A 24,208-nucleotide genomic window follows, 5' to 3' on the forward strand; every position below is an offset into this window, starting at 1 on the left:
TCCTGCCTAGCTATCTTTTTGTTTTAATTCTTGGGTCTATGATCGAATATAAAATATCAACACCAAAGTTGCAGATGACGACGATGCCCGCCAGATAGACGGTCAATCCCTGAATCAGCGGCAGATCCCTTGTGGTGATCGAGGTGGAAATCAGCTTTCCAATTCCTGGAAGGGAAAATACATTTTCGATGATGATACTGCCGCCCAGAATATCCGCCACCAGCATACCCAGGATCGTGATGACTGGAATCAGCGAATTTCTCAGGATATGCTGATTCATAATGATTTTTTCGGACAGACCTTTGCTCTTGGCTGTTCGGACATAATCCTGTTTCTGCTGGTTGGCGATGCTGACTCTGATGTATCGTGCCAGCACTGCCGAGGAGCCAAATGCGATGGACAACGACGGCAGAAACATCGTCTTGAACCATCCTGTAAGGCTTTCGCTTGCCGGAATATATCCGATCGAATCAAACCATCCAAGGTTGACCGAGAAGATACTGATCAGCACGATGCCCATACAAAAGCTGGGAACAGAAATGCCCAGCTGGGACAGCATGGAAATTCCGGTGGTAATTTTCTTTTTGCTGTTTTTTGCGATAAAAATGCCCAGCGGCAGACCGATCAAAATGGTCAGTGCAATCGAATATACTGCCAGAGAGCTGGTGACGAAGAAGCTTTCCGAAATCAGTTCAGAGACTGCTCTGCTGTAACGATAGGAAACGCCCAGATCACCTTTCAGCGCATTGGTCAGCCAGATCAGGTAACGCTCGACATATCCCTTGTCCAGGTTCATGGTTGCGCGCAGATTTTCAATCTGTGCAGGATCTGCATCTACGCCCAAGATAATCTGTGCCGGATCACCAGGCAGAATCTGGAATACAACGAAGGTGATGATGGATACCAATAAAATGGTAAAAATAAAACCAAGGATCTTTTTTAAATAGTATTTCATGGGTTCCTTTCTCAGAAAAACAAGCTATGATATAACACCGATACCATAGCTTGTCCTCCTTTTATTGTTTGACTATTTATTGAGCTTCGTAGGAAAGTTTGGAGAAATCAATGAATCCTACCGGATAGAAGGTGTAGCCTTTCAGATCTTTGCGGCAGGCAACGGTCAGGTTCGGGTCGCAGACAAAGACGGCTGCTGCCTGTTCGTTCAAAATCTGCTGGCATTCTTTGTACATATCAGCACGTTTTGTTTCATCCAGTTCTACTCTTGCGGCCTGAATCAGTTCGTCGTAGCGGGCATCCGAGAATTTGAAGAAGTTTTTGCTGTAGGTGGTTTCAAAACGTCCCAGAACCGAGTCAGGGTCAAGCTTACCGGTCAGACCGATGATGGTGGATTCATACTGTGCGTTGCTGTATACATCCTCCAGCCAGGTTGCCCATTCGATGGTTTCCACCTGAACATTGATGCCTACCTGTGCCAGCTGATCTGCAAAGATCAGAGCAGTATCGACATGGCTGGTGTAGTTTGCCGGAACAGTGATGGTGAGGTCAAAACCATTTTCGTAGCCGGCTTCTTTCAGCAGCTCTTTTGCCTTTTCGATATCGGTTGGGTAGGTGTCTTCCAGCTGGTCGTTGTAGTAAACTGCCATTACAGGGCTGAAGTTGGAGTACAGCTTGGTAGCATATCCGTCAAATACACCTTCAATGACAGCATCTTTGTCGATGGCATAGTTGATTGCCTGACGTACGCGAACATCGTTGAGCGGTTCAATCGAGTTATTCAGAGCAAAAATCTGTACCATGTTCTGTGCGGAGTTGTAGATGTCGAAGTCTTCTGCCAGTACATTGGCGTTGTCTACCGATACCGATGCAAAGTCGAGCTGTCCGGAGCGCAGTGCTGTGACAACGCTGCTGGCGTCGGTCATGATGTAAACTTCTACTGTCTGGATGGTTCCTTTTCTGCTTTCCTCGTAGTAGTCCTCATTCAGCTCCAGAACAACCTTCTGGCCAGGGATATATTCCTTGAATTTATAAGGACCGGTGCCGATTGGATGCTGGCTCTGCTCGGTGTAGCCTTCCGGCAGAACAGCGACGATGTTGCTTGCAAGGAAGGATGCAGATGGCTCGGTGAGCTTGATCTCGAAGGTGTAGTCATCAACGGCGTTGATGCTTTCCACAGAATCAAATTTGCTGGAAGCAGCTTTCTCGCCGTTCATACCAGCCAGATTCTCGTAGGTGTACAGGACGTCAGCGCTGGTCATTGGTTCTCCGTTGTGGAAGGTGACGTTATCGCGAAGGTGGAAGGTGTAGGTCAGACCATCTTCGGAGACATCATAGCTCTCAGCAAGTCCTGGTTCCAGTTCGCCTTTTTCGTTGTAGACGAACAGACCTTCAAATACGTTGTGGAAAATTGCCTCGGTGTCGGTTGCTGCGGACTGCCATGGATCCAGGCTGTCCGGTTCAGAGCTGATGCTGGTGCGGACAATGGTTGGAACCTCAGCTTCAGCTTCTGTTTTGGTATCAGTTTCGCCCTGAGCGCTCTGCGAGCCTTCGGCGTTTGCAGATGTGCATCCTGTAAAGAATACGGAGCAGGACAGTACGGCTGCCAACATAAAACAAACTAATTTTTTCATACGATCTCCTTTGTTCTTCTTACTCTGTCATCAAATGTTTTTTCATCAAATCGACCACTTCGCTGGCCTGTTCTATCACGATCGGGCAGTCCACTTCTTCGATTCCCAATTTACCCTGATAATTGATGATGGCACAGGGCATCGAGACCTTTTGTGAACCGATGTAATCGTCATAGTAGTTGTCTCCCACATAAAAACATTCGCTTGGATCTGCGCCTGTTAATCGCAGTGCCTCCTGGAAAATTTTTTCGTCCGGTTTTTCCGTACCGACTTCCTCGGAAACTACAACACAGTTCAATCTGGACAGAATGTCATTTTTTTCCAGAACCTTTCTGCAAGACAGGTCCCAGTTGGAAATCAGTCCTGTTTTGATTCCCATGTTGTTCAGTTCATCCAGCATGTTCAGTGTGAAATCAAAGCATCTCCACACAGGTCTTTCCATCTGTTTGAGCTGATTTGAAAAATCCTTCCACACAGATTCCGCGCCCAGATACTGACAAACACATCGGTGAAAATCAGAAACGACGCTTTCGCTTTTTTGGCTGAGTGCACCCTGGCGTTCTCTCATGAAGTATTTGTTTGCCAGGTGATAAGCTCTGCTTGCCTGTGAAAGCGAAATATCCTGACCAATTTGCTGGAATGCGGTCTGATACCGGTGCGGCATGTCGTTATGGACAAGCGTCAAACCCAAATCAAAGAAAATTTGTTTTACCAATCAAACCCTCCTAAACTTACTTGTTTTCAACAGTGCTTATTTTATCGTTTTAAAGTAAGGTACAAAAGCGGGTGTTGGTAAAAAAGATGTAAAAAAGCAGCGGGAATTGTAAGTTTTCACAAAGGAATAGAATACACCACGCCCGATTTTTTTACTCGGGAATATGATAGTTGTATAAAGAAAGATCATTCTACTAAACAAGGAGCGGTTGATGCCGTTGATTTCGTAGCGGCATTTACCATGTACTCGGTCGCAAAAAATATCTTCTCTGAAAATGCCAAAAGAGGTAAGCCGATTTCGCGGCTTACCTCTTTTGGCATTTTTGTTGAGTAAAGGAAATAGGTTATGTCGTGTGAAAAATGGTAATTGTGATCTTGGTCCCCTGATTGACGGCACTTTGAATGGAAAATTGAAACTTGTCCCCAAACAGAAACAGAAAACGGCGGTAACAATTTTGCAGGCCAACATGCTGACTTTGTACAGATTCGGACGACAGCAGGGTGGAGCGGATATACTCCAGCTGTTCGGGTGGAATGCCGATACCGGAATCCTCGACGGTGATGATGTCACGATCCTTTTCTCTGGTGCAGCGCAGATAAAGTTTTCCGCCCTCCAGATTGGGAAGCAGGCCGTGTTCGATCGAATTTTCCACCAGAGGCTGTATCGAGAAAAACGGAATCTCCAGGTTTTTGATGTTTTCGTCACACTCTATTTGATAGTCGATATAATCTCCAAACCGCATTTTCTGGATGGTGAGATAGTTGTTGATGTATCCCAGTTCTTCCTCCAGTAGGACGGATACCTTCATATTGGAAAGGCTGTACCGCAGCATCTGCGCAAAGGAATTCAGGATTTGCTCGGCGGTGTCATATTCTTCCAGCGACAGCAGGCGGGAAATCGAATTGATGACGTTGAAGATAAAGTGCGGCGTCACCTGCTTTTGCAGTGCATCCAGCTGTGCCAGTTTCAGCTGATTTTCTGCCTTGAGCAGTGCTTCGGACTGTCGGGAAAGCTTCTCCTGAATCTGGGAATACGCCAGTTTTTGAATGACGTAATTTGTTAAGTTTGACAGAGCGGTCGTGGTTGCTTCGATTTTTTTCTGATCCATAATTTCGATTTCACTGTAATAGGAGGCAAGCTCCGGATCGGACAGCCAGTTGATTTCCGATGCGATTTCATCCTCGGGATAGATGTTCTCCTCGGAGCACAGTACCTGACCGGCAGTGATGGCACCCACGCACTGATTTTCATAGATCAAAGGGATCTCGATGTTGACAAGGCCGGCATGGCAGATATAGATGCTGGGTTTTTTGGCGGCCAGCGCCAGCTCGATGGCGTGTTTATTGGACAGACTGCAATAGTGTGCGCCTTCCGATGTTTCGTTGATCTTGTTGCAAAAACGGCAGAAGTTGCCTCCTGGTCCGATGTGATTGCCCTCGGCATCGGTAAATACAACACCGAATCCCGTCGCATAGGCGAAGGAATCCTGAATCTCATTTTGAAATTCTTCTGTGATGATAGATCGAAGATCAAATTTAGACATAAATGATTCTCCTATGAGTGTTGATGCCGGTATTCCAACGGAGTGAATCCAACATGCAGCTTAAATACCCGATTAAAATTTGGCGTTGTGGAAAATCCGCAGGAGGAGGCGATCTCCTGAATGCTCAGATCGCTGTGTTCCAGCAGGTATTTTGCATTTTCCAAACGGCGCTGTGTGATATAGGCCTTGATGGTCATTCCCTGTTTGAGGTGAAAGACGCGGGAAATATAGGACGGACTAAAGTGGACAACAGCGGCAAGTTCCTGCAGGGTGATGTCACAATGGGAGTTCTTGTCGATATACTCGACAATCAGCCGGACAGGGTCGGATATTCTTTCGGGTGGTGTATGAGCAAGCGTCTGGGCAAAGGTGGAAGGAGGTGTATTTCGTCGCTCTCGTTTGTCCAGACAATTTTGGATGGCATCCAGTATCTGGGATTCCTTGGCGGGCTTGAGCAGATAGGCATCCAGTCCATAGTCAATCGCCTTTTTTGCGAATTCAAACTCTGCATAGGCGGTGTTGAGCAGGATGATGGTGTTGGGAAATCGCTCCTTGATTTTGTGGGCAGAGCTTAGTCCATCCAGGAAAGGCATATTGATGTCCATGATGATGACATCGGGAGTATATTCCAAAACCTTTTGCAGGACCTCTTTTCCATTTCTGGCTTCCCCGATGACTTCAAAGAGATCGGGATGTTTTTTAAACAACGACAGAAGGTATCTGCGTTCGATATTTTCATCATCAGCGATCAACACTTTCAGCATACGGAGAGCTCCTTTCCGATATAATGTACTATAATGTCCTATGTATTATCTTAATATAAAAATGGCAAATCGAAAAGCCTGATAACAAAAAGTATTAAGAAGATGTCAAAAACTGTAAACATACGGCGAAAATTTTGTATTCTTTTGCAGGAATTGTCAGGTGTGCCTTCGGATATAGAATTTCCAAAAATGTTCTGATATGATAAAGAAAAAACAATTTTTATCAAAGAAAGCGAGGAGTACACAATGAGAGTAAACGATCGTCATGTTTCGTTCTACTACGAAAACGACATGGACATGGGAGAGATTGTCATCGACAAGAAAAAGACGGCGCTGCTTGTCATTGATATGCAGCATGTTTTCATCACCCGTCCGGTCTATGAGAATCCTACCGAGGAACAGAAGAGGGAAGCAGAACGCTGGGAGCCATTTTACAGCAAGGTCGAGCAGGTTGTTGTTCCAAACAATGCAAAGCTGCTGAAAGCATTTCGTGAACAGGGCATGGAAGTTTGTTTTGCAAAGATCCAGTGCCTGAAAAAGAACGGAAGCGATCGCTCTCTGGACCAGAAAGCAACCGGATATAACGAGCTGCTGCTTCCTCCTGGAACTCCTTCGGCAGAGATCGTGCCGGAGCTGGCGCCGCTGGAAGATGAAATCGTTGTAACCAAAACGACCGACAGTGCGCTGACAGGTACTCCGCTGCGCCTCTGGCTGCACAACATGGGCATTGACACTGTGGTCTGCACCGGCGTATTGACCGACCAGTGTGTATCGGGAACGGTAAGAAGTCTTGCAGATGAAAGCTTTAAGGTATGGCTGATCGAGGACGCCTGCATGGCATCCACACAGCGCATCCAGGATAACGAGCTGGAGATTCTGAACAACATCTATTGCCACGTTATCAACACCGAAGAACTGTTGGCAGCGATTCAATAGCAGCAGATCAAAATAAGAAAGGGAGAGTAGTATGGGAGAGCAGAAATTAAAAAGAAATCTTAGCTTTATATCGATGATTGCTTTGGCATCGGGTGCGGTTATCGGCGGTTGGCTGGCAGAAGCTCCCTACTGGTTTTCGGTTACGGGTGCAGGTGCAGCGCTGATCTTTCCAATTTTGGCGGTTCTTTTGATTCCAGTTGGACTCACCTTCGCAGAGCTGACATCCATGCTTCCGTTTGCATCCTCGGTTGATATTTGGACAACAAGTGCATTTGGACACAAGATGGGCTTTGCAACACAATGGATGATGTTTTTGGTCCAGGTTGTTGAGCCTCCGATGATGGCATTCATCTTCATCACCGCCATCGGCTACTTTGTACCGATTCCAAAGGGAATGGAGGTCTGGATTGCGATTGCAATCGTTGTCCTCTGGTATATTGTTTCCAACTTCAATGTAGGCATTACCGGTTCGCTGGCAAATATCTTTTTCTTTACAATGATCATTATGTCCCTGATCGTCAGCGGTTCGCTGTTTTTAAGTGGACATTGGGAAGCAGGTAACCTTACCGCAAATGGTGGTTTCTTCTCTCAGGGCTTCAAAGGCATTTTTGTTGCAATGGCAGTCTTTTCCTTAAAGTTTATCGGCTTTGAGATGACTCCTACCATGATTGAAGAAACCAACTTTCCGGTAAGCAAAATGTGGAAGGTTATTCTCTCCGCGCTGTTTGTACCAGCAATTCTGTACTTTGTTGTTGTTATGGCCATCGGCGGTATGGGCTCCTGGGATGTCGTAGCGGCGATGAATATGCCGGAACCGGAATTTATCAACATGTACTCCATGCCAAAGATTTTGGCAATTCTGGCAATCATTGCAGGTATTCTTCATGCAGTAACAACACTGATGGGCTTCTGGACCTCCTCTGCACGCGTTCTTTACGGTGCAGCACAGTTAAATCAGCTGCCAAAGGTATTTGCAAAGCTCAACAGCAAGGGTCAGCCAGTGGTTGCTAATACCGTTGTTCTGGTATTCACCATCTTCTTCTGCATTTTCAGCGGTGATGACTGGGTTCAGTACATCTATGCTGTATCCTGTATCGCAGCAGGTATCGTTTATTTCATGTGCTGTCTGGATGCACTTGTTTTAAGACAGAAACATCCGGAATGGAAACGTCCATACAAAGTTCCATGTGGAAAACTGATGTTTGTCCTCGGTATGGCAGTTTCTGTCTGGGTCATCATCGGTTCCTGTCTGGAGTTGGCAATCGGCGGATACGTTTCGCTGATTATCTACTGTGTACTCGGCGTTGTGATGTACATGATTATGTCCGGATATAGAAAGAAAAATCCAAAGGAACATGAACTGATCACATTGACACCAGAAGATATCAACAAAGGATATTAAACACTCCTAAATTGACGCAAATAAAGAATCCGCAGGTGAAATTTGGTTCACCTGCGGATTCTTTTTGGACAGGAGAACATTTGCGAAATATGGCAGAAAAGCTATAGAAAAAATCGATGATGGGAGCTTCCCTATTCAAATAATGAATTGGACAAGCGTAGACAATCGTGCTATATTTTGAAAGTGTTAAGACTATGTAAAATTCTTCCAGGAAGAATTTGTTAGATCAAAGAAACCTTTGGAGGCACATCATGAAAAAAGTACTTGCAATGCTCTTAGCAGCAACAATGGCTCTGACAGCAATGGCAGGCTGCGGCTCCACCGAGACACAGCAGACCTCTACCGAGCAGACCACCGAAGAAACCACCGAAACAACCGAAGCTGAACAGCCGGCAGAAGAAGCTGAAACAGAAGAAACAGCAGAAGAGACCGATGAATTCCAGTCGGACATCCTGTTCTGCGGTTCGACCTCTCTGTATCCGATCGTGTCCTCTCTGGCATCCTCCTTTACCGAGGAGTATGTCACCTGGGATAAGGTAGATTCCTCCTTCCCAGAAAAGAACATCTCGATTTACGTTGCACCAGGCGGTTCCGGCGTCGGTGTCAGCGCAGCTATCGACAAAACTGCTGACTTCGGCATGGTTGCCCGCGATATGAAGGACAGCGAAATTGAAGAGCTGGGCGAAAACTATCAGGAATACATCGTTGCAAGAGACGCTCTGACCGTATCGGTCAACGCTCAGAACCCAATCTGCCAGATCACCGACGACATGTCCACCGAGACCATCCGTCAGATCTTCGCAGGCGAGCTGACCACCTGGGATCAGGTAGATGCTTCTCTGCCGGCAGAAACCATCAACGTTTACATCCGTGACCTTTCCGGCGGCGCTTACGAAGTATTCCAGAAATCGGTAATGGGTGACAGCGAAGTAACCGCTTCCGCAACCCAGTCCGCTTCGATGACCGAACTTGCCACCAACATCGCAAATGACCCATGGGCAATCGGTTATGCAGGATTCGGCGCTTACAACAAGGCAAATGAAGCTGGACAGGTTCTGACCGCAATGAAGGTAGACGGCGTAGAAGCTACCACCGAAAACATCATCAGCGGAACCTATACCATTCAGCGTCCGGTTATGTTTGTCACCGGAGACACCATCTCCGATTCCGAACAGAAATTCATCGACTACATCTTCTCTCAGGTAGGCTATGATGTAGTAGAGGCAAACGGTTACATTCCGGCATTCACACCAGCTGCTTAATTGCACCAGACAATTTTGAAAGCTGCTGCCCGCTGTGGCAGCAGCTTTTTGCTGTATGAAGAGGAAAGCGGAGGAATTGTACGATGCGAAGATGGAAAAACCGGATTTTCTCGGGAGTGATACTGGCGATGACCATTTTGACAGTATTGATCCTTGCATTTGTCATCTATTTTATTGTAAAGGAAGCACTGCCCACCTTTCAGGAAGTGAAATTGACCGATTTTCTGTTTGGTCAGCGCTGGATGCCGATCGCCTACACCGGAGAGGTGTCGTTTGGTATCTTTAATTTTATCATGGCGACGCTGTATGTTTCCTTTGTGGCGCTGGTCATCGCTGTTTTTGTGGGATTGGGTGCCGCAGTCTTTCTTTCCTGCGTGGCGTCGGAAAGAATGCGCGGGATTCTCTATCCCTTTGTCGACCTGCTGGCGGGCATTCCGTCGGTGATCTATGGATTTATCGGACTTGCCATTCTGGTCAAATATTTTATCCGTCTGGGAATCCCCACCGGCTCCTGTGTGCTGGCAGCCGGCATCCTGCTGGCGGTGATGCTGCTGCCGTTTTTGGTGTCCTCCTGCAGCGAAACGATGCTGAAGGTCAAGGAAGCCTACCTGCCTGCCGCCGAAGCGATGGGAATTTCCAAGTGGTACGCAATCGCCACCATTGTGCTGCCGGCTTCTTGGAAAAATATCCTGATGTCGATGATCCTTGCGATTGGACGTGCCATGGGAGAAACCATGGCGGTCATGATGGTCATGGGAAATGCAAACCTTTTTCCGCGGCTGCTGGGCAAGAGCGAAAGCATCGCTTCGGTCATCGCTCTGGAGATGGGAACAGCAGTGGTGGACAGCACCCATTATCATGCACTGTATGCAGCGGGTATGGTGCTGATGATTTTGCTGTTTGTCATCAATCTGGTGATTATGTTTTTGCGAGAGAAAATCATTGACTGAGGAGGAGCAGGATGCACTGGAAAGCGAGGCTCGTCAAGTACTGGGCTTATCTGAGCATGGGCCTGGTGACAGCGATTATTTTGTTTTTGTTTGGATATGTGTTTTATCAGGGAGCAGACACCATCAGTTGGGAGTTTTTGACGCAGGCTCCCAGCGGCGCAGTGCTGGGAGAAGAAGGCGGCATCTGGCCGGCGATCGTGGGAAGCCTGTTCTTTACCGCAACGGCGGTCGTGCTGGGAAGCATCCCAGCGGTTGCTACCGCTTTATACATGGTGTTTTACTGCAAAAGCCGCCGGCTGGAGCTGCTGGTGCGGATGGTGGTGCAGTGCATCTCGGGAATCCCGTCGATCGTTCTGGGACTGTTTGCTTACAGTTTTTTGGTTCGCGATTTGGGATGGGGCAGATGTATCCTCTCCTCCGGCGTTGCACTGGCGATAATGATTCTGCCTTTTATTGAGGTGCGGGCGGAGAAAGCCTTTCATGAGCTACCGGCACAGATGGTGCAGTCCTCCTATGCGCTGGGCTGTTCCAGATGGTATACCATCCGAAAAATTGTTCTTCCTGCCTGCAAGGGAGAGTTGGTGTCCGGCATTATCCTCGGCGGCTGTTACGCCATGGGTGCGACGGCGCCGATGATTTTCACCGGTGCGGTCGCTTACGCCAAGGTGCCGACCAGCCTGATGCAGCCGGCGATGGCGCTGCCGATGCACCTGTACCTGCTGTTGGCACAGGGCGTCACCTCGATGGACACCGCCTATGCCACGGCGTTTGTGATGATGGGACTGATTTTGCTGAGCAATCTGCTGGCAACGATCTATGCAAGGAGGAGCCAGAAAAAATGGAGAATACATTAACACTGCATCATGTGAGCGCCAGCTACGATGGAAAAGCGGTGCTGGAGGACATTTCGTTGGAGATTCCTGCCCACGGCATCACCGCGATCATCGGACCGTCCGGCTGTGGAAAATCGACCCTGCTGCGCTGCATGAACGGAATGCTGAGAGAGGAAAAGGGCACGGGCATTTCGGGAGAAATCCTGCTGGGAGGACAGGACATTCAGAAGATGGAACCGGAACAGCTGCGCCGTCGGGTAGGACTGGTTTTTCAGACGCCGGCGCCGTTTCCGTTTTCCATCTACCGCAATATGACCTATGCGCTGCGTTACTACGGCGTGCGTGACAAAAAGGAGCTGGACCGTCAGGTTCGGGAGAAGCTGGAGATGGCAGGACTGTATGAAGAAGTATCACAGGAGCTGGACAAAAGCGCACACAAGTTGTCCGGCGGTCAGCAGCAGCGCCTGTGCATCGCAAGAGCGCTGACGGTGGAGCCGGAAGTTTTGCTGCTGGACGAGCCGTGTTCTGCGCTGGATGTCAAATCCTCCAGCGTCATCGAGCGGATGCTGGTGCAGCTCAAGGAACGATACACCATCGTCATTGTCACCCACAACATCGCGCAGGCAAGGCGCATCTCCGACCATGTTGCCTTTTTGTTCGGCGGCAGACTGGTGGAATTTGGAACGACAGCGCAGATTTTTTCCGAGCCGCGGGAGGAACAGACCCGCGATTTTCTGGAAGGAATCTACGGATAAAGAGAAAAAAGTCATCGCATAAACTGCGATGACTTTTTTGTTGGTTTGTATGATTAACGATGCTGTCGGGATGATGCGCGTCAGGATGTGTGTCTTTTTGCTCTTTGATAGCAGGGCTGTTCCACCTTTGCCTCCACAAACCACTTGTTGCCCTCCTGAAACAGAAAGGTTTCCTTGCCGTGAACGACAATGGTGTATCGGATGCCGCCGCCGCTGACCTTGGAGGATGCAGCGCGGCACTTGTGTTTGAGGCGTTCGATGGGAAAAATGCGGCCATTGGGCCAGCGAATCAGTCGCGGACAGATGACGCCCTGTTCATCAACGTCCAGATTGACGCTGACATAAGCTTTTTTGCAGGATGGTTCCATAAGGGATGCTTCACCTCCGAATGGTTGGATGCGGTCGATTGCCGCCTTGACAAAATGAGCAATTCACGGTACACTATGAGTAGTTTAACTGCTCATAAGAGTATTATAAGTATTTTAACTGCTATTGTCAAGAGAGAAAAGGCAGTTGGATGTCCCATCCTTTTGCAGGAAGAGGAGTGATCGACAAGATGACATTTGGAGAGAAGTTTAAAATCCAGCGGGAAAAGCTGGGTTTGACACAACAGCAGGTGGCGGATGCATTGGGGATTAACCGCCGGATGATTACGCGGTATGAAAATGGGATTTCCTTTCCGAGGACAAAGGAAGCCTACCGGAAGATTGCAGAATTTTTTGAGGTGGATATTAATTACCTGCTGACCGAGGAGGAGGAGTTTGTAGTTCAGGCTTTGGAGCAGTACGGTTCCCGCGGGATGCAGGAGGCACAGGAGCTGATCCATTCAATGTCGGGACTGTTTGCAGGAGGTAGCCTGTCCGAGCAGGATAAGGATGCTGTCATGAAGGCATTGCAGGATATTTACTGGGAGTCCAAGGCGCGCAATGTACAGAAATACACCCCCAAAAAGTACCAGAAGCAGGACTAAAGGAGTGAGAGCGCAATGATGATTCGCTCGAAGGAAATTTATCAGCGGGCGCAGCGCATTGTCCGGCACTGCAAGACCAGGGATGCGCTGGAGATTGCCGCAGAGCTGGGGATCTATGTTCACAGCATCGACAGCCTGACCTCGCTGTTGGGGATGTATACCTATCGTCACAAGGAAAGACACATCCTTTTGAATGCCAACATGGACCCGATGCTGACACAGATGGTTTGTGCGCATGAAATCGGACATGACCTTCTGCATCGGGAGCTTGCCAAAGGAAGCGGTTCGCTGCCGGAGTTTGTGCTGTTCGATATGCGTTCCACGCCGGAATATGAAGCCAATGCCTTTGCAGCTCATCTGCTGATCGACGACAGGGAGCTTCTCGAAAATCTGCGACAGGGATACGATGTAGCTCAACTGGCTTCGATGATGGGAACCAATATCAACCTGATGCTGATTAAACTAAACGAATTAAACCGCATGGGATGGCAGCTGAATCTGCCGTATGTTCCGCACGGGGATTTTCTGAAAAACCTGAAGGCGCAGGAGGAAGATTAGGGAACACTGGAAGGAGGTCCGCCGAAGAATGAAACAGCGCATCTATCTGGCAATCGACCTGAAGTCGTTTTATGCTTCGGTGGAATGCAGAGAACGGGGACTGGACCCGATGGACACCAATCTGGTGGTGGCGGATGAAAGCCGGACCGATAAGACCATCTGCCTCGCGGTCAGTCCTTCGCTGAAAACCTACGGCATTTCGGGAAGGGCAAGACTGTTCGAGGTGGTACAGCGCGTTCGGGAAGCAAATGCAGGCCGCAGACACGATGCACCAGGGAAAAAACTGACGGGAAGATCCTGCTTTTTGTCCGAGCTCAACGCCTCTCCGCAGCTGGAAATTGACTATCTCATCGCGCCGCCGCGCATGGCCTATTACATGGAGTACAGCACTCGCGTCTACAATGTTTATCTCAAATATATTGCGCCGGAGGACATCCTGGTCTATTCCATCGACGAGGTTTTTCTGGATGTGACCGACTATCTGCATACCTATCGCCTTTCTGCACGGGAGCTGGCGATGAAGATCATTCTGGATGTGCTCCATACTACCGGCATCACCGCCACCGCCGGCATCGGAACCAATCTGTTTCTTTGCAAGGTGGCGATGGACATTGTGGCAAAGCATATTCCGGCGGATCAAAATGGAGTTCGCATCGCCCAGCTGGACGAGGTCAGCTATCGTCAGACGCTGTGGAGTCATCAGCCGCTCACCGATTTCTGGCGGGTGGGCAGAGGATACGCCAAAAAGCTGGAGGAAAACGGGATGTTCACCATGGGGGATATTGCCCGCTGCTCGGTCTACAATGAGGATTTGCTCTATCGGCTCTTTGGCAAAAATGCGGAGCTGCTCATCGACCATGCATGGGGATGGGAGCCGTGCACCATTGCAGACGCCAAGGCATATCGACCCAGCAACAACAGCCTTTGTTCGGGTCAGGTGCTGCATTGCCCGTATGAAGCGGACAAGGCGCAGCTGGTTCTGCGGGAGATGGCGGAGCGAATGGCGCTGGATCTGGTGGACAAGGCACTGGTGACCAACCAACTGGTTCTCACCGTCGGCTATGACATTGAGAATCTCACCGACCCGCTCCGAAAAAAGCAGTATCATGGGGAGATTGTCAAGGATGTCTATGGACGGCAGATCCCAAAACATTCCCATGGAACCGAAAACCTCAAGCAGTACACCTCCTCGGCAAAACAACTGATGCAGGCGGCAGCAACCTTGTTTGAGCGGATTGCAGATAAAAACCTGCTCATCCGAAGACTGAGTCTGACGGCAAACCATGTGATTGCCGAAACGGAGATTCCTGATACACAGGCAAAGGTGGAACAGCTGGATCTGTTTACCGATTATGCCGCACAGCAGAAACAACAGGAGCAGGAACGGGCAGCGCTGGAACGGGAGAAAAAACTTCAGAAAACGATGCTGAACATCAAGAAAAAATATGGCAAAAACGCAATCCTCAAAGGGATGAACCTGGAGGAAGGAGCGACCGCCAAGGATCGCAATGCACAGATTGGAGGTCATCGAGCATGACAGGAGATTACAACGATATTATCTATCTGCCGCACCATGTTTCCCCAACCCGTCCGCAGATGTCGATGCGGGACAGGGCGGCACAGTTTTCTCCCTTTGCAGCGCTCACCGGTTATGATGCGGCCATTCGGGAAACCGCCCGTCTGACACAGGAGAAGGTCGAGCTGGACGAACAGGAGCTGGCTGTGCTGGACAGAAAGTTCCAGCTGCTGCTGGAACAGCTGGGACAGTGCCCGCAGGTGACGATCACCTGGTTTGTGCCGGACGAGTTAAAGCAGGGCGGACGCTATCTGACCATAACCGATGTGGTCAAAAAGGTGGACGCTGCTGCCCGCTTTGTTCTCCTGCAAAATGTGGGCAGAATCTGCATGGACGATATTGTAGAGATCGAAGGGGAGCTGTTTGACTACTTGGAATAAAGACGGTGAAGTTAGGGCAGCAGGTGAAAAAATAGCTTGACAAGATTTGCGGAACATATTATAATGACCTGGGTTAGTGAAAGCTAACCTTATTTATTGCAGCAAAGTTAGCATAAGCTAACATTTTTACAGAAATTTCCTGTGAAACCACAGATGCTGCCAGAAAACAAGGACAAGATGTGCAAAGCTGCTTTTTACCTGGAATTTGCAGACAAAAAAGGGAACGAGCTTCTGCATACGATGTACCACAATGGAGGAAACCGATGAAAAAAACAGTCAATCTGCTGCTGGCGTTGAGCTTTCTTGCAACCATTCTGGTTCCGCTGACCGGAATAATGGTGCACAAAATGGCGTCCGCTGTCTTTCTTTTGCTGTGTGTTGTGCACATGGTTATCTATCGGAAAAAATGCGGCCCTAAAAAATGGGGACTGCTGTTGATGGTAATTCTCACCTTCCTCAGCGGAGTGTTTGGGATGGTGTATGAGCAGATACCGGCGATCTTACTGCTGCACAAGCTGCTTTCCATGGCGTGCATCGTCTGTCTGGCAATCCATCTCTTTGTATTTCAAAGGGGTCTGTGGGGAAGGAGGAAAACAGTATGATGATCAATCGACGGCTGATCAATACCGTTGCGGAGAGCAAAGGATACATTGCCAAAAATGTCCTGCTGCAGTGGACGGCACTGGCTGCAAACATTGCCTTCATTGGTTCCATCTGCCGCCTGCTCGAGCAGCTTTATCTGAGAACAGCCACCACAACGACCATCAGCATGACGCTGGTGGTTGCGGTTTTGGCAATGCTGGTCCGTTTTACCTGTCATCTTGGTGCTGCCCGCATGGGCTATCTCTCCAGCAAGTCGGTCAAGCGCAGACTGCGGGAGATGATCTATCAAAAGCTGCTGCGTCTGGGAACCTCCTATAAGGAGAAGATTCAGACAAGCGAGGTCGTTCAGGTCGCAGTGGAAGGCGTCGAGCAGCTGGAAACCTATTTTGGACAGTATTTGCCCCAGTTTTTCTATGCGATGCTGGCGCCGCTTACCCTGTTTCTGGTGCTGTCGCTCATAAATCTTCCGGCGGCGCTGGTGCTGCTGATCTGTGTCCCACTGATTCCGATTGCGATTGCTGCGGTCCAGACCTGGGCCAAAAAACTGCTGAGCAAATATTGGGGACAGTATACCGCGTTGGGCAATACCTTTTTGGAAAATTTGCAGGGCCTAACCACCCTCAAAATCTATCAGGCGGATCAGTTTAAACAGGATGAGATGAACGAGGAGTCCGAAAAGTTTCGCAAAATCACCATGAAGGTGCTGACGATGCAGCTTAATTCCATCACCATCATGGACTTTATCGCCTATGGCGGCGCTGCGGCCGGTATGATTGTAGCGGTTTATCAGTTTCAGACAGGGAGGATCGGACTGGGAGAATGCCTGCTGATTATCCTGCTGGCGGCAGATTTTTTCATTCCGATGCGTTTGCTTGGAAGTTTCTTCCATGTCGCCATGAACGGCATGGCGGCAAGCGATAAAATCTTTCGCCTGCTGGACCTGGCGGAACCTCAGGAAAAGCAGGGAGAGGTTCCGGCTGACTGCACCATCCGCTGTGAGCACCTGCATTTTTCCTATGAGCAGGACCGTGAGCTCCTTAGAGACATTTCGGTGGTTTTTCCGATGGGAAGTTTTACCGCGATTGTTGGAGAATCCGGCTGCGGCAAATCGACGTTGGCCTCTATCCTCATGGGGCGCAATCGCTCCTATCAGGGCAGTGTCACCGTGGGTGGAGTCGGGTTGGAAACGATCAACGAGGGAAATCTGATGGAACACATTACCTATATTTCCCATCAGAGCTATCTGTTTAAAGGGACTGTCCGTGAAAATCTTTTGTTGGGCTGTGCGGACGCAACGGAGGAGTCGATGTGGAAGGTGCTGGAACAGGTGAAGCTGGCAAACTTTCTCCGCAGTGAGGACGGACTGGACACCCAGCTGCAGGAGAGAGCTTCCAATCTGTCGGGCGGTCAGCGTCAGCGTCTGGCGCTGGCACGGGCATTGCTGCGTCAAACACCGGTGTATATCTTTGACGAAGCAACTTCCAACATCGACGTGGAGAGCGAAAACGACATTATGGAGCAGATCATCGACCTGGCAAAGACAAAAACGGTGATTCTGATTTCCCATCGTCTGGCGAATGTGACAGGTGCAGATCATCTGTATGTGATGGATGCCGGCCGTGTGGTGGAAAGCGGTAAGCATGAACAGCTGCTGGAGAAGGGCGGCAGATATGCCCAGCTGTGGCAGGCACAGCAGCAGCTTGAAAACTATGGAAAGGAGAACAGCTGATGAAAAAAAGAAGTGGATTTGCGGTGATGCTCCAGCTGATCGGTCTGGTCAAACCGCTGACCCTCTATATGCTGCTGGCGATTGTCATGGGATTGGCCGGACATCTGGCAGCATCCTTTATCACCATTTTTGGAGGATATGGGATTTTGCATGTTCTGGGATTGCCGGCGCCGTGGACACTCACCGTTTTGGCGGCAGCGGTCATCCTGATGGCAGCTTTGCGCGCAGGACTGCGCTATGCTGAGCAATCCTGCAATCATTATATCGCATTTCAGCTGCTGGCTCTCCTTCGGGATCGGGTCTTTCAGTCACTGCGGAAGCTGGCGCCTGCCAAGCTGGAAGGAAGGGACAAGGGCGACTTGATCTCGGTGATTACCTCCGACATCGAGCTTTTGGAGGTGTTCTATGCGCATACCATCTCACCGGCGGCGATTGCTGCACTGTTCTCGGCGTTGATGTGTCTCTTTATCGGGAGCTACCATCCTGTTTTGGCATGGGTTGCGCTGGCGGCTTATCTTGTCGTGGGTGCAGTGATTCCGGTGTGCATCTCCAAAGCATCAGGAGAGAGCGGAACAATCTTTCGTCAGCAGTCGGGACTGCTTTCCAGCTTTGTTTTGGACAGTCTGCGAGGACTGCCGGATATTTTGCAGTACGGAGCAGGCAAAAAGCGGCTGGAACAGATGAACCAGCACACCGATACACTGGCACAGTACGAGGAAGAAATGAAGCGCATTGCCGGCAGAAATGTCGCCATTACCAATGCGGTGATCTTCCTGTTTGATATAGCGATGCTGTTTGCAGCGATCTTTCTTTATCAGAAGGGACAGCTGGGATTTGACGGCGTTTTGATCTGCACCATCGTGCTGATGTCCTCCTTTGGACCGGTTGTGGCATTGGCAAATTTGGGAAGTACCTTGCAGAACACCTTTGCAGCGGGAAACCGCGTGCTGGATATTCTGGAGGAGCAGCCTTTGGTGGAGGAAATCGAAGGACAATCGGAAATTTCTTTCCAGGGAGCCGGCGCAGAAGGAGTTACCTTTGCCTACGGAGAGGAAACGATCCTGAACGATTTCACGGTAACGATTCCAGAAAAGAAGATCATCGGCATCGTGGGAAGATCGGGAAGCGGAAAATCCACCCTGCTCAAGCTGTTCATGCGCTTTTGGGATGTTCAGCAGGGAAGGGTGAATATCTCTGGAAAAGAGGTGGGCAGCATCAACACCTCCAACCTGCGGGAGATGGAGAGCTTTATGACCCAGGAAACCCACCTGTTTCACGATTCCATCCGCAATAACCTGCGGATTGCAAAGCTGGATGCGACCGATGAGGAGATCGAAGCTGCCTGCAAAAAGGCATCGGTGCATGATTTTATCATGACGCTGCCCAGAGGCTATGATACACCGGTTGGAGAACTGGGAGATACACTCTCCAGTGGAGAGCGTCAGCGGCTGGGCTTAGCGAGGGCATTTTTGCACGATGCGCCCTTCCTGCTGCTGGATGAGCCGACCAGCAATCTGGACAGCCTGAACGAGGCGGTGATCCTTCGCTCGCTGGGAGAGGAGCGCCGCGACAAGACGGTTATCCTGGTTTCACACAGAAAATCAACGATGCGGATTGTCGATCAGCTGTATTCGGTGGAACAGGGGAGGGTCAGCTGATGGATGTACAATCCAAGAGAGAACGGGAAAAGAAGGTGGTCTCCTTCATGATCGCTCTGTATTGCAGAAAGAAGCATCACACAAAGGGCAGGCTGTGCGCGGAGTGTGCTGCTTTGGAGGAGTATGCAAGACAGCGTTCAGACCACTGTCCTTTTATGGAGACAAAGACATTTTGTTCCAACTGTACCATTCATTGCTACAAGCAGGAGATGCGGGAGAAAATTCGGGAAGTGATGCGATTTTCCGGCCCTCGGATGTTGTTTGTTCATCCGCTGATGGCGATAGGGCATGTGTTGGAATCCCGAAAAGAGAAAAAGAGATTGGAGCGCAAGGTATGAAGCTGAAAAAGATGTTGTATCTGTTGATCGGTTTTCTTGGAGTGGTACTGGGAGCAGTAGGAGCGGTGGTTCCGATGCTTCCCGCCTTCCCGTTTTTGCTGATGGCTGCATTTGGATTTGGAAAAAGCTCCGAAAGACTGGAGCGGTGGTTTAAGGGAACCCGCCTGTATCGGGAGAACCTGGAGGACTTTGTGTCCAAACGAGGTATGACCAGAAAGGCAAAAATCCGGATTATGCTCACCGTGACCATTCTGATGAGCATTGGCTTTGTGATGATGCATGCTGTGGCAGTCGGCCGCGTGGTGCTGGTGTGTGTCTGGATTTTTCATGTGCTCTATTTTGTCTTTGGAATCAGGACTCTCCCTGCAAATCAGACAGAGCAGGGCTAATTTGCAGATGTGGTACGACAGGAATCTTTGCCGACGAAAAAATAACCGCACAGGGAACATTTCCCTGTGCGGTTATTTTGTATCGTCTTATGGATTTCTTAACAGCTGCAAAATTCCTCTTTTTGCAGCGAGAACAGCACATTGTCATAGATGATGCCGTTGTCTTTGATGGCGCGGCGCAGATAGCCCTCCTGCACAAATCCAAGCTTTGTAAGCAGTGCACGGGAAGCAGTGTTTGGTGCAAGCGCCTGCGCAGTGACGGAATCAAACTTTCTGTCCTCGAAGAGATAATGGAGGAAGGCAGAAAGAGCCTCGGTCATGTAGCCTTTTCGGGTGTATTCTTCACCCAGCCAGTAGGCGAGGTCGACCGAGTTGACATCGTAGCGCAGATGGTCCTCGTCGATGTGGATTTTGCCGATGAGCTCATCGCTGTCTTTGAGGACGATGGCAAAATCCTTTTTCTTTTCGATCATCTGCTGAAGGTACTGTCTGGAGCCTTCGCGGTCCATCCTGTACATGCACAGATACTTGAGAACAAAATCCGAGTTTGCAAGCAGGTCGAAGCGGTCAAGGTCAGACATCTTCAGTTCGCGGATGACAAGACGTTCGGTAATAAGGTTCATGGGAAGATCTCCTGATGTATTATTGGAGGTAAAAACAGAAGTTTTTGGTCGAGCTTTTTTCAAAAAGCTCGTGGGGGTACGGGGGCAACGCCCCTGTGACACTTCACAATAAAATAAAAAGCGATATGGGCTGGATGATGTTTCGATGCTGCCGCACATCAGTGCGCATTTGTACATATTGTGCAGGTATAAACAGGAATCAGTTTCTGCTGTCAAAAATCATCCACCGGATAATTTTTGAGATCATTCTCTGCCTGCAATCGGTTTTTGGAACCCCTTTCTCTTACAAAGGGGTTCCAAACCTCCTCAAGGCGCTTGAACGATAAGGCTTTCCGCCTTCTGCGGAAGGCGGCCAAAGGCTTCGCCTCTGGACACCACCACCTTTTGTAAAAGGTGGACGAAAACTTCTGTTTTTTTATCTGTTCTTACTTAGCCAGCGAGCCCATTGGGTCCCATGGCTCCAGCATGATCGGTTCGGATTCATAGACGTCCAGAATTTCTTTGGACAGGTACTTCTTGTTGACAACGATCTGATAGGTGTATTCATCAAACCAGCGGTCGCTCATGACATAGTATCCATCCTTGCCGGCATCCGGACCCCAGCTGTTTTCCACTCTCCAGCGGTTTGGCTTGCCGTTTTCGTCGAGGTTGACGCCCTGGAATACCATTGCATGGGTCATCAGGCTCTGACCATAGTCCAGACGCTCACCCTTGGTCATGCCGAAGGTGGTATCGAACAGGTGGTCGAGGTCGTACAGTTCGGTATCCATGATACCGCCATCACGGGAGGAACGTTTGCCGACGTCGCAGCCAAACCATACCGGTTCGCCGTCCTTCATCTGGGCGATGGCTGCTTTTTTGAGCTCCTCGATCGGGAGGTTGACATATTTCACCGGTCTGCCTTCGATGACATTGCCCAGATAGCTGACGCTGTAGCTCTTATAGAACGGTTTGTCCTCGGTTGGAGCATTGATCAGGCTGATATAATCATCGACGTTGAGGCCGATATATTTTTCATAAAATGCCTTTGGAGTCAGATCGCACTCGCGATGGAAGTTGCCGTCCTTGTCGCGGTACTCAAAGGTGAAGGTCTTTGGTGGTTTGCCCAGGCTGATGCAAAGCATGTTGTAGATAGTCTGCATCATTTCATCCTTGCGGGCGCGCAGCTGTTCCATGCTTTCGCCTTCCTTGTGTGCGCGGCGGAGGATGCAGGCAAATTCACGCAGTTTTTCGGTCATATAGCCGTTCATCTCTCTGGTGCTGGAGGAGCTGACGCTTTCCGGCATTGCAGACTTTGGAACGATACCGTATTTGTTGATCAGGCTGCACAGCATATCCCACTGACCACCGTCGCCGAGCGGAGAGGAGAGCAGGTGAGCGATCAGACGGCTGCTGGTCTTTTCGTCCAGGGTTTCCAGGATGCTTTCGAGGAAATAGTTGGATTTTTCCAGTTTATCGTAGAACAGAGTGTAGCTCTGGGAGAGTTCGATGGTTTCGAGATTGCATTTCTGCATCATGGAGAAACGCAGGCAGTTGAGAGCTGCGAACATCCAGCAGCGGCCGCTCTGTTTCTGATTGGTAATTTTGCCCTGCTTGAGGCTGATGGAGTAATCGTGTGTCACCTGACGGTCAACCGGATAATTTTTAGCGCAGGCGTTGATACCATTTGCATAAACGGCGTTCATCGCAACAGCATGTACCGGATTCTGGTCAAATTTCTGTTCCAGACGGCAGAGTTCTTCCTGAGAAATGCTAGTATTCATAATCAATCACTCCTTAAAAAAGTTAGAGAAATTATATTCCCTTTTCATTCTAGCACTCTTTTTCAAGGATGAATACATTTTTTGTAAATAAATGGCGAACTTTGTCAAATCAGACCAACATTTTATTGAATAATCTTTCATTATGACTAAATTTCAAGCCTATTGTAGATAAGAAGAAGTGAACTGCACGTATCCTCTGGAGCAGGACAATGAAGGATTGATTTTGACAGAAGAAGGAAGGCAGCCAAAAGAATTTCTCTTTTGGCTGCCTTCCTTCTAAGCTTACAGCATCTACATCTTTGCATCCGATACGCTGCGTTTAATCTGCATCAACAGGAGTACCAGGCTGATTCCCAGCAGGATATGCCCAATTCCGGCAATGCCGGAAATTGCTGCATCCATGCCGGAGGAAAGTGCAGTTCCCAGCACCTGGGTGATGCCGCGTACAACAAACATTACTGCCGTCAGATTCAGTCCAACCTGATAGGCGACCAGTATCCGACCGGTTTTGGCTCCCGTGAAAGAAAAGTTTTTTTCCAACAAAAGCAGCAGCAGGAAGAACACCATGCCCAACAGGAAATAATGGGTGTGTACTACGCCCAGAGTGGTTTTGCCGGTAAAGCCGTTAAACTTGGTAAATTCTCGATAAAACACGCCGCCGACCATCGCAAGAATGGCGTATAGCAAGGACAGATTCATATAACGTTTCATGTTCCTTCCTCCTTTATCTGCATTCCTTTTTCATGGCAAAGTAGCCAATCAGAACGCTCCATACATAGGCACAGGTTTTGGGAATCATCAGCATCCCGATCATAGGGATGACATCCGCCCACAGTACCACAGGGATGTAGAAGCCAAAGCTCAGCACAATGGTCAGCCACATCCAGCGGAATGCCCGATCTTTATGCTCCTTTGCGCTGCGATAAAACAGCACGATCACCAGCAGACCCAGCAGCGCAAATGGAATGTTTCGCCAGATGCCCCAGGAAAGAGGAGCGTCGGCACTGAGCCACTGATTCTGCGGCATCATGCACAGAAGAATCCGAGCGCCAGCCAGACCGTATACGGCAGCAGTCAGACCGCTCTGTCCCTTGATGTGGTAGCGCTGCCGCCATACATAGTAGAGCAGCACATAGAAGATGGTCATGGTGATGGAGGTGATCCATTTGCCCAGTCCCAGCGGAACGGTGTAATTTTCCAGTCCGGTGGTACACAATGCCAATGCACGTGGCACCAGATGGAATGCGTCGCCTGCTCCCAGCACCACAGCCATCCAGCCAAACAGCTTAAACTGGCGGTTTCCTTTGCTTCCTCGAATCATCAACACACCGATGGTAATGACAGAAATCAGATAGACCGCATCAAACAAGGTTTCTACGATTGCTTGCATAGTTTATTCTCCTTTATACTCGGTTTTATTTTGAACTCTGACATCGGCAAGCACCGCTTTGCCAAAGTTGCGTCCAAACAATATTCCGGCCAGCAGAAGGGAAGCGCCCAGGCCGGTATAAAAGACGGCGATAAATCGCTCCGGCGCCAATCCACTTGCCCGCAGACCGATTCCGCCGGCCATCATGACCGCCATGATGGCAAAGGCTTTTCCGTCAAAAAATTTCAGGAAAAAATGCCGTTCTTCCACATAGGAATGGATTCTGGTTGTGTGCTTTTTCACCAGCTTTCCAAAGATGAATTTCTGAAACACAACAAAAACCAGGGCTGATAACAGGAAATTCCACACAGACCCATAAGATGGGTATGCAATCAATCCTATGCGAAGAATATTAAAGCCCGCTGCACTCCACACCAGACAGGCGAGGAGCAGCAGGGTATTTCGTTTTACTTTCACTGTCTGCCTCCTCTGATTGAATACGAC

26 protein-coding genes are annotated in these 24,208 nt (G+C 49.3%); 15 read left to right on the forward strand and 11 right to left on the reverse strand.

The annotated features are described in order from the left end of the window. Window positions 1-10: 10 nt before the first annotated feature. From Q0L39_RS00665 to Q0L39_RS00685, 5 genes are all read right to left on the reverse strand, one after another. Window positions 11-955 carry an ABC transporter permease gene (locus Q0L39_RS00665; protein ID WP_296626409.1) on the reverse strand — a complete coding sequence of 315 codons (945 nt, stop codon included), beginning with the start codon at window positions 953-955 and terminating at the stop codon, window positions 11-13. Window positions 956-1,031: 76 nt separating this feature from the next. Further along, window positions 1,032-2,588 carry an ABC transporter substrate-binding protein gene (locus Q0L39_RS00670; RefSeq protein ID WP_296626410.1) on the reverse strand — a complete coding sequence of 519 codons (1,557 nt, stop codon included), beginning with the start codon at window positions 2,586-2,588 and terminating at the stop codon, window positions 1,032-1,034. A gap of 19 nt (window positions 2,589-2,607) precedes the next feature. Next, the gene (locus Q0L39_RS00675; RefSeq protein WP_296626411.1) at window positions 2,608-3,303 is read right to left on the reverse strand and encodes an HAD family hydrolase; all 696 of its coding nucleotides are present in this window, start codon (window positions 3,301-3,303) and stop codon (window positions 2,608-2,610) included. A gap of 343 nt (window positions 3,304-3,646) precedes the next feature. Next, window positions 3,647-4,846, reverse strand: coding sequence for a PocR ligand-binding domain-containing protein (locus Q0L39_RS00680; protein ID WP_296626412.1), 1,200 nt, complete (start codon window positions 4,844-4,846; stop codon window positions 3,647-3,649). Window positions 4,847-4,857: 11 nt separating this feature from the next. Further along, a complete protein-coding gene (locus Q0L39_RS00685) occupies window positions 4,858-5,610 on the reverse strand; it encodes a helix-turn-helix domain-containing protein (protein WP_296626413.1) in 753 nt (250 codons plus the stop codon). A 246-nt stretch (window positions 5,611-5,856) separates the two neighbouring features. Here Q0L39_RS00685 and Q0L39_RS00690 point away from each other — a divergent pair, with 246 nt between their 5' ends. The 6 genes from Q0L39_RS00690 (at window position 5,857) to Q0L39_RS00715 (ending at window position 11,748) form a co-directional block, all read left to right on the forward strand. Continuing rightward, a complete protein-coding gene (locus Q0L39_RS00690) occupies window positions 5,857-6,546 on the forward strand; it encodes a cysteine hydrolase (RefSeq protein ID WP_296626414.1) in 690 nt (229 codons plus the stop codon). A gap of 31 nt (window positions 6,547-6,577) precedes the next feature. After that, window positions 6,578-7,948 carry an APC family permease gene (locus tag Q0L39_RS00695; protein WP_296626415.1) on the forward strand — a complete coding sequence of 457 codons (1,371 nt, stop codon included), beginning with the start codon at window positions 6,578-6,580 and terminating at the stop codon, window positions 7,946-7,948. A gap of 251 nt (window positions 7,949-8,199) precedes the next feature. Then, window positions 8,200-9,210 carry a phosphate ABC transporter substrate-binding protein gene (locus tag Q0L39_RS00700; RefSeq protein ID WP_296626416.1) on the forward strand — a complete coding sequence of 337 codons (1,011 nt, stop codon included), beginning with the start codon at window positions 8,200-8,202 and terminating at the stop codon, window positions 9,208-9,210. 83 nt (window positions 9,211-9,293) lie between these two features. Beyond that, window positions 9,294-10,160, forward strand: coding sequence for a phosphate ABC transporter permease subunit PstC (pstC, locus tag Q0L39_RS00705; RefSeq protein WP_296626417.1), 867 nt, complete (start codon window positions 9,294-9,296; stop codon window positions 10,158-10,160). Window positions 10,161-10,171: 11 nt separating this feature from the next. Then, on the forward strand, window positions 10,172-11,014 hold the full coding sequence (gene pstA, locus Q0L39_RS00710; RefSeq protein ID WP_296626418.1) for a phosphate ABC transporter permease PstA: 843 nt from the start codon (window positions 10,172-10,174) through the stop codon (window positions 11,012-11,014). Then, a complete protein-coding gene (locus Q0L39_RS00715; RefSeq protein ID WP_296626419.1) occupies window positions 10,999-11,748 on the forward strand; it encodes a phosphate ABC transporter ATP-binding protein in 750 nt (249 codons plus the stop codon). Before pstA ends, Q0L39_RS00715 begins: the two co-directional genes overlap by 16 nt. 80 nt (window positions 11,749-11,828) lie before the next feature. Here the strand turns inward: Q0L39_RS00715 and Q0L39_RS00720 are convergent, their stop codons facing one another. Then, entirely contained in the window at window positions 11,829-12,116 is a 288-nt protein-coding gene (locus Q0L39_RS00720; RefSeq protein WP_296626420.1) for a hypothetical protein, read from the reverse strand. A gap of 188 nt (window positions 12,117-12,304) precedes the next feature. Between Q0L39_RS00720 and Q0L39_RS00725 the strand changes: the two genes are divergently transcribed. From Q0L39_RS00725 to Q0L39_RS00765, 9 genes are all read left to right on the forward strand, one after another. Beyond that, window positions 12,305-12,718, forward strand: coding sequence for a helix-turn-helix domain-containing protein (locus Q0L39_RS00725; protein WP_296626436.1), 414 nt, complete (start codon window positions 12,305-12,307; stop codon window positions 12,716-12,718). A gap of 15 nt (window positions 12,719-12,733) precedes the next feature. Further along, window positions 12,734-13,276 carry an ImmA/IrrE family metallo-endopeptidase gene (locus Q0L39_RS00730; RefSeq protein WP_296626421.1) on the forward strand — a complete coding sequence of 181 codons (543 nt, stop codon included), beginning with the start codon at window positions 12,734-12,736 and terminating at the stop codon, window positions 13,274-13,276. A 28-nt stretch (window positions 13,277-13,304) separates the two neighbouring features. After that, window positions 13,305-14,813 (forward strand): DNA methylase, encoded by a 1,509-nt coding sequence (locus tag Q0L39_RS00735; protein ID WP_296626422.1) that lies wholly within the window; start codon window positions 13,305-13,307, stop codon window positions 14,811-14,813. After that, the gene (locus Q0L39_RS00740; protein WP_296626423.1) at window positions 14,810-15,232 is read left to right on the forward strand and encodes a hypothetical protein; all 423 of its coding nucleotides are present in this window, start codon (window positions 14,810-14,812) and stop codon (window positions 15,230-15,232) included. Before Q0L39_RS00735 ends, Q0L39_RS00740 begins: the two co-directional genes overlap by 4 nt. A 263-nt stretch (window positions 15,233-15,495) precedes the next feature. Beyond that, window positions 15,496-15,834: a heme transporter CcmB gene (locus Q0L39_RS00745; protein ID WP_296626424.1), complete on the forward strand. Its 339-nt coding sequence runs from the start codon at window positions 15,496-15,498 to the stop codon at window positions 15,832-15,834. Continuing rightward, window positions 15,831-17,564 carry an ATP-binding cassette domain-containing protein gene (locus Q0L39_RS00750; RefSeq protein WP_296626425.1) on the forward strand — a complete coding sequence of 578 codons (1,734 nt, stop codon included), beginning with the start codon at window positions 15,831-15,833 and terminating at the stop codon, window positions 17,562-17,564. Before Q0L39_RS00745 ends, Q0L39_RS00750 begins: the two co-directional genes overlap by 4 nt. After that, window positions 17,564-19,222 (forward strand): thiol reductant ABC exporter subunit CydC, encoded by a 1,659-nt coding sequence (gene cydC, locus Q0L39_RS00755; RefSeq protein ID WP_296626426.1) that lies wholly within the window; start codon window positions 17,564-17,566, stop codon window positions 19,220-19,222. The genes Q0L39_RS00750 and cydC overlap by 1 nt, the downstream gene beginning before the upstream one ends. Next, window positions 19,222-19,560, forward strand: coding sequence for a nitrous oxide-stimulated promoter family protein (locus Q0L39_RS00760; RefSeq protein WP_296626427.1), 339 nt, complete (start codon window positions 19,222-19,224; stop codon window positions 19,558-19,560). The genes cydC and Q0L39_RS00760 overlap by 1 nt, the downstream gene beginning before the upstream one ends. After that, window positions 19,557-19,949, forward strand: a complete 393-nt coding sequence (locus Q0L39_RS00765) for a YbaN family protein (protein WP_296626428.1) — start codon at window positions 19,557-19,559, stop codon at window positions 19,947-19,949. The genes Q0L39_RS00760 and Q0L39_RS00765 overlap by 4 nt, the downstream gene beginning before the upstream one ends. Before the next feature lie 98 nt (window positions 19,950-20,047). Here Q0L39_RS00765 and Q0L39_RS00770 read toward each other — a convergent pair whose 3' ends face one another. The 5 genes from Q0L39_RS00770 to Q0L39_RS00790 all read right to left on the reverse strand — a co-directional run bounded on the left by Q0L39_RS00770 (window position 20,048) and on the right by Q0L39_RS00790 (window position 24,181). Further along, window positions 20,048-20,572 carry a GNAT family protein gene (locus tag Q0L39_RS00770; protein ID WP_296626429.1) on the reverse strand — a complete coding sequence of 175 codons (525 nt, stop codon included), beginning with the start codon at window positions 20,570-20,572 and terminating at the stop codon, window positions 20,048-20,050. A 425-nt stretch (window positions 20,573-20,997) separates the two neighbouring features. Next, window positions 20,998-22,335, reverse strand: a complete 1,338-nt coding sequence (locus Q0L39_RS00775) for a C1 family peptidase (RefSeq protein ID WP_296626430.1) — start codon at window positions 22,333-22,335, stop codon at window positions 20,998-21,000. Window positions 22,336-22,626: 291 nt separating this feature from the next. Next, complete coding sequence (locus Q0L39_RS00780) at window positions 22,627-23,046, reverse strand: DUF2871 domain-containing protein (protein ID WP_296626431.1); 420 nt, start codon at window positions 23,044-23,046, stop codon at window positions 22,627-22,629. Between the two features lie 13 nt (window positions 23,047-23,059). Next, a complete protein-coding gene (locus Q0L39_RS00785) occupies window positions 23,060-23,725 on the reverse strand; it encodes a hypothetical protein (protein WP_296626432.1) in 666 nt (221 codons plus the stop codon). Between the two features lie 3 nt (window positions 23,726-23,728). Continuing rightward, window positions 23,729-24,181, reverse strand: a complete 453-nt coding sequence (locus Q0L39_RS00790) for a hypothetical protein (protein WP_296626433.1) — start codon at window positions 24,179-24,181, stop codon at window positions 23,729-23,731. Window positions 24,182-24,208 lie beyond the last annotated feature (27 nt).

The sequence above is a fragment of the uncultured Negativibacillus sp. genome (assembly GCF_944388365.1).
GTDB lineage: Bacteria > Bacillota > Clostridia > Oscillospirales > Ruminococcaceae > Negativibacillus.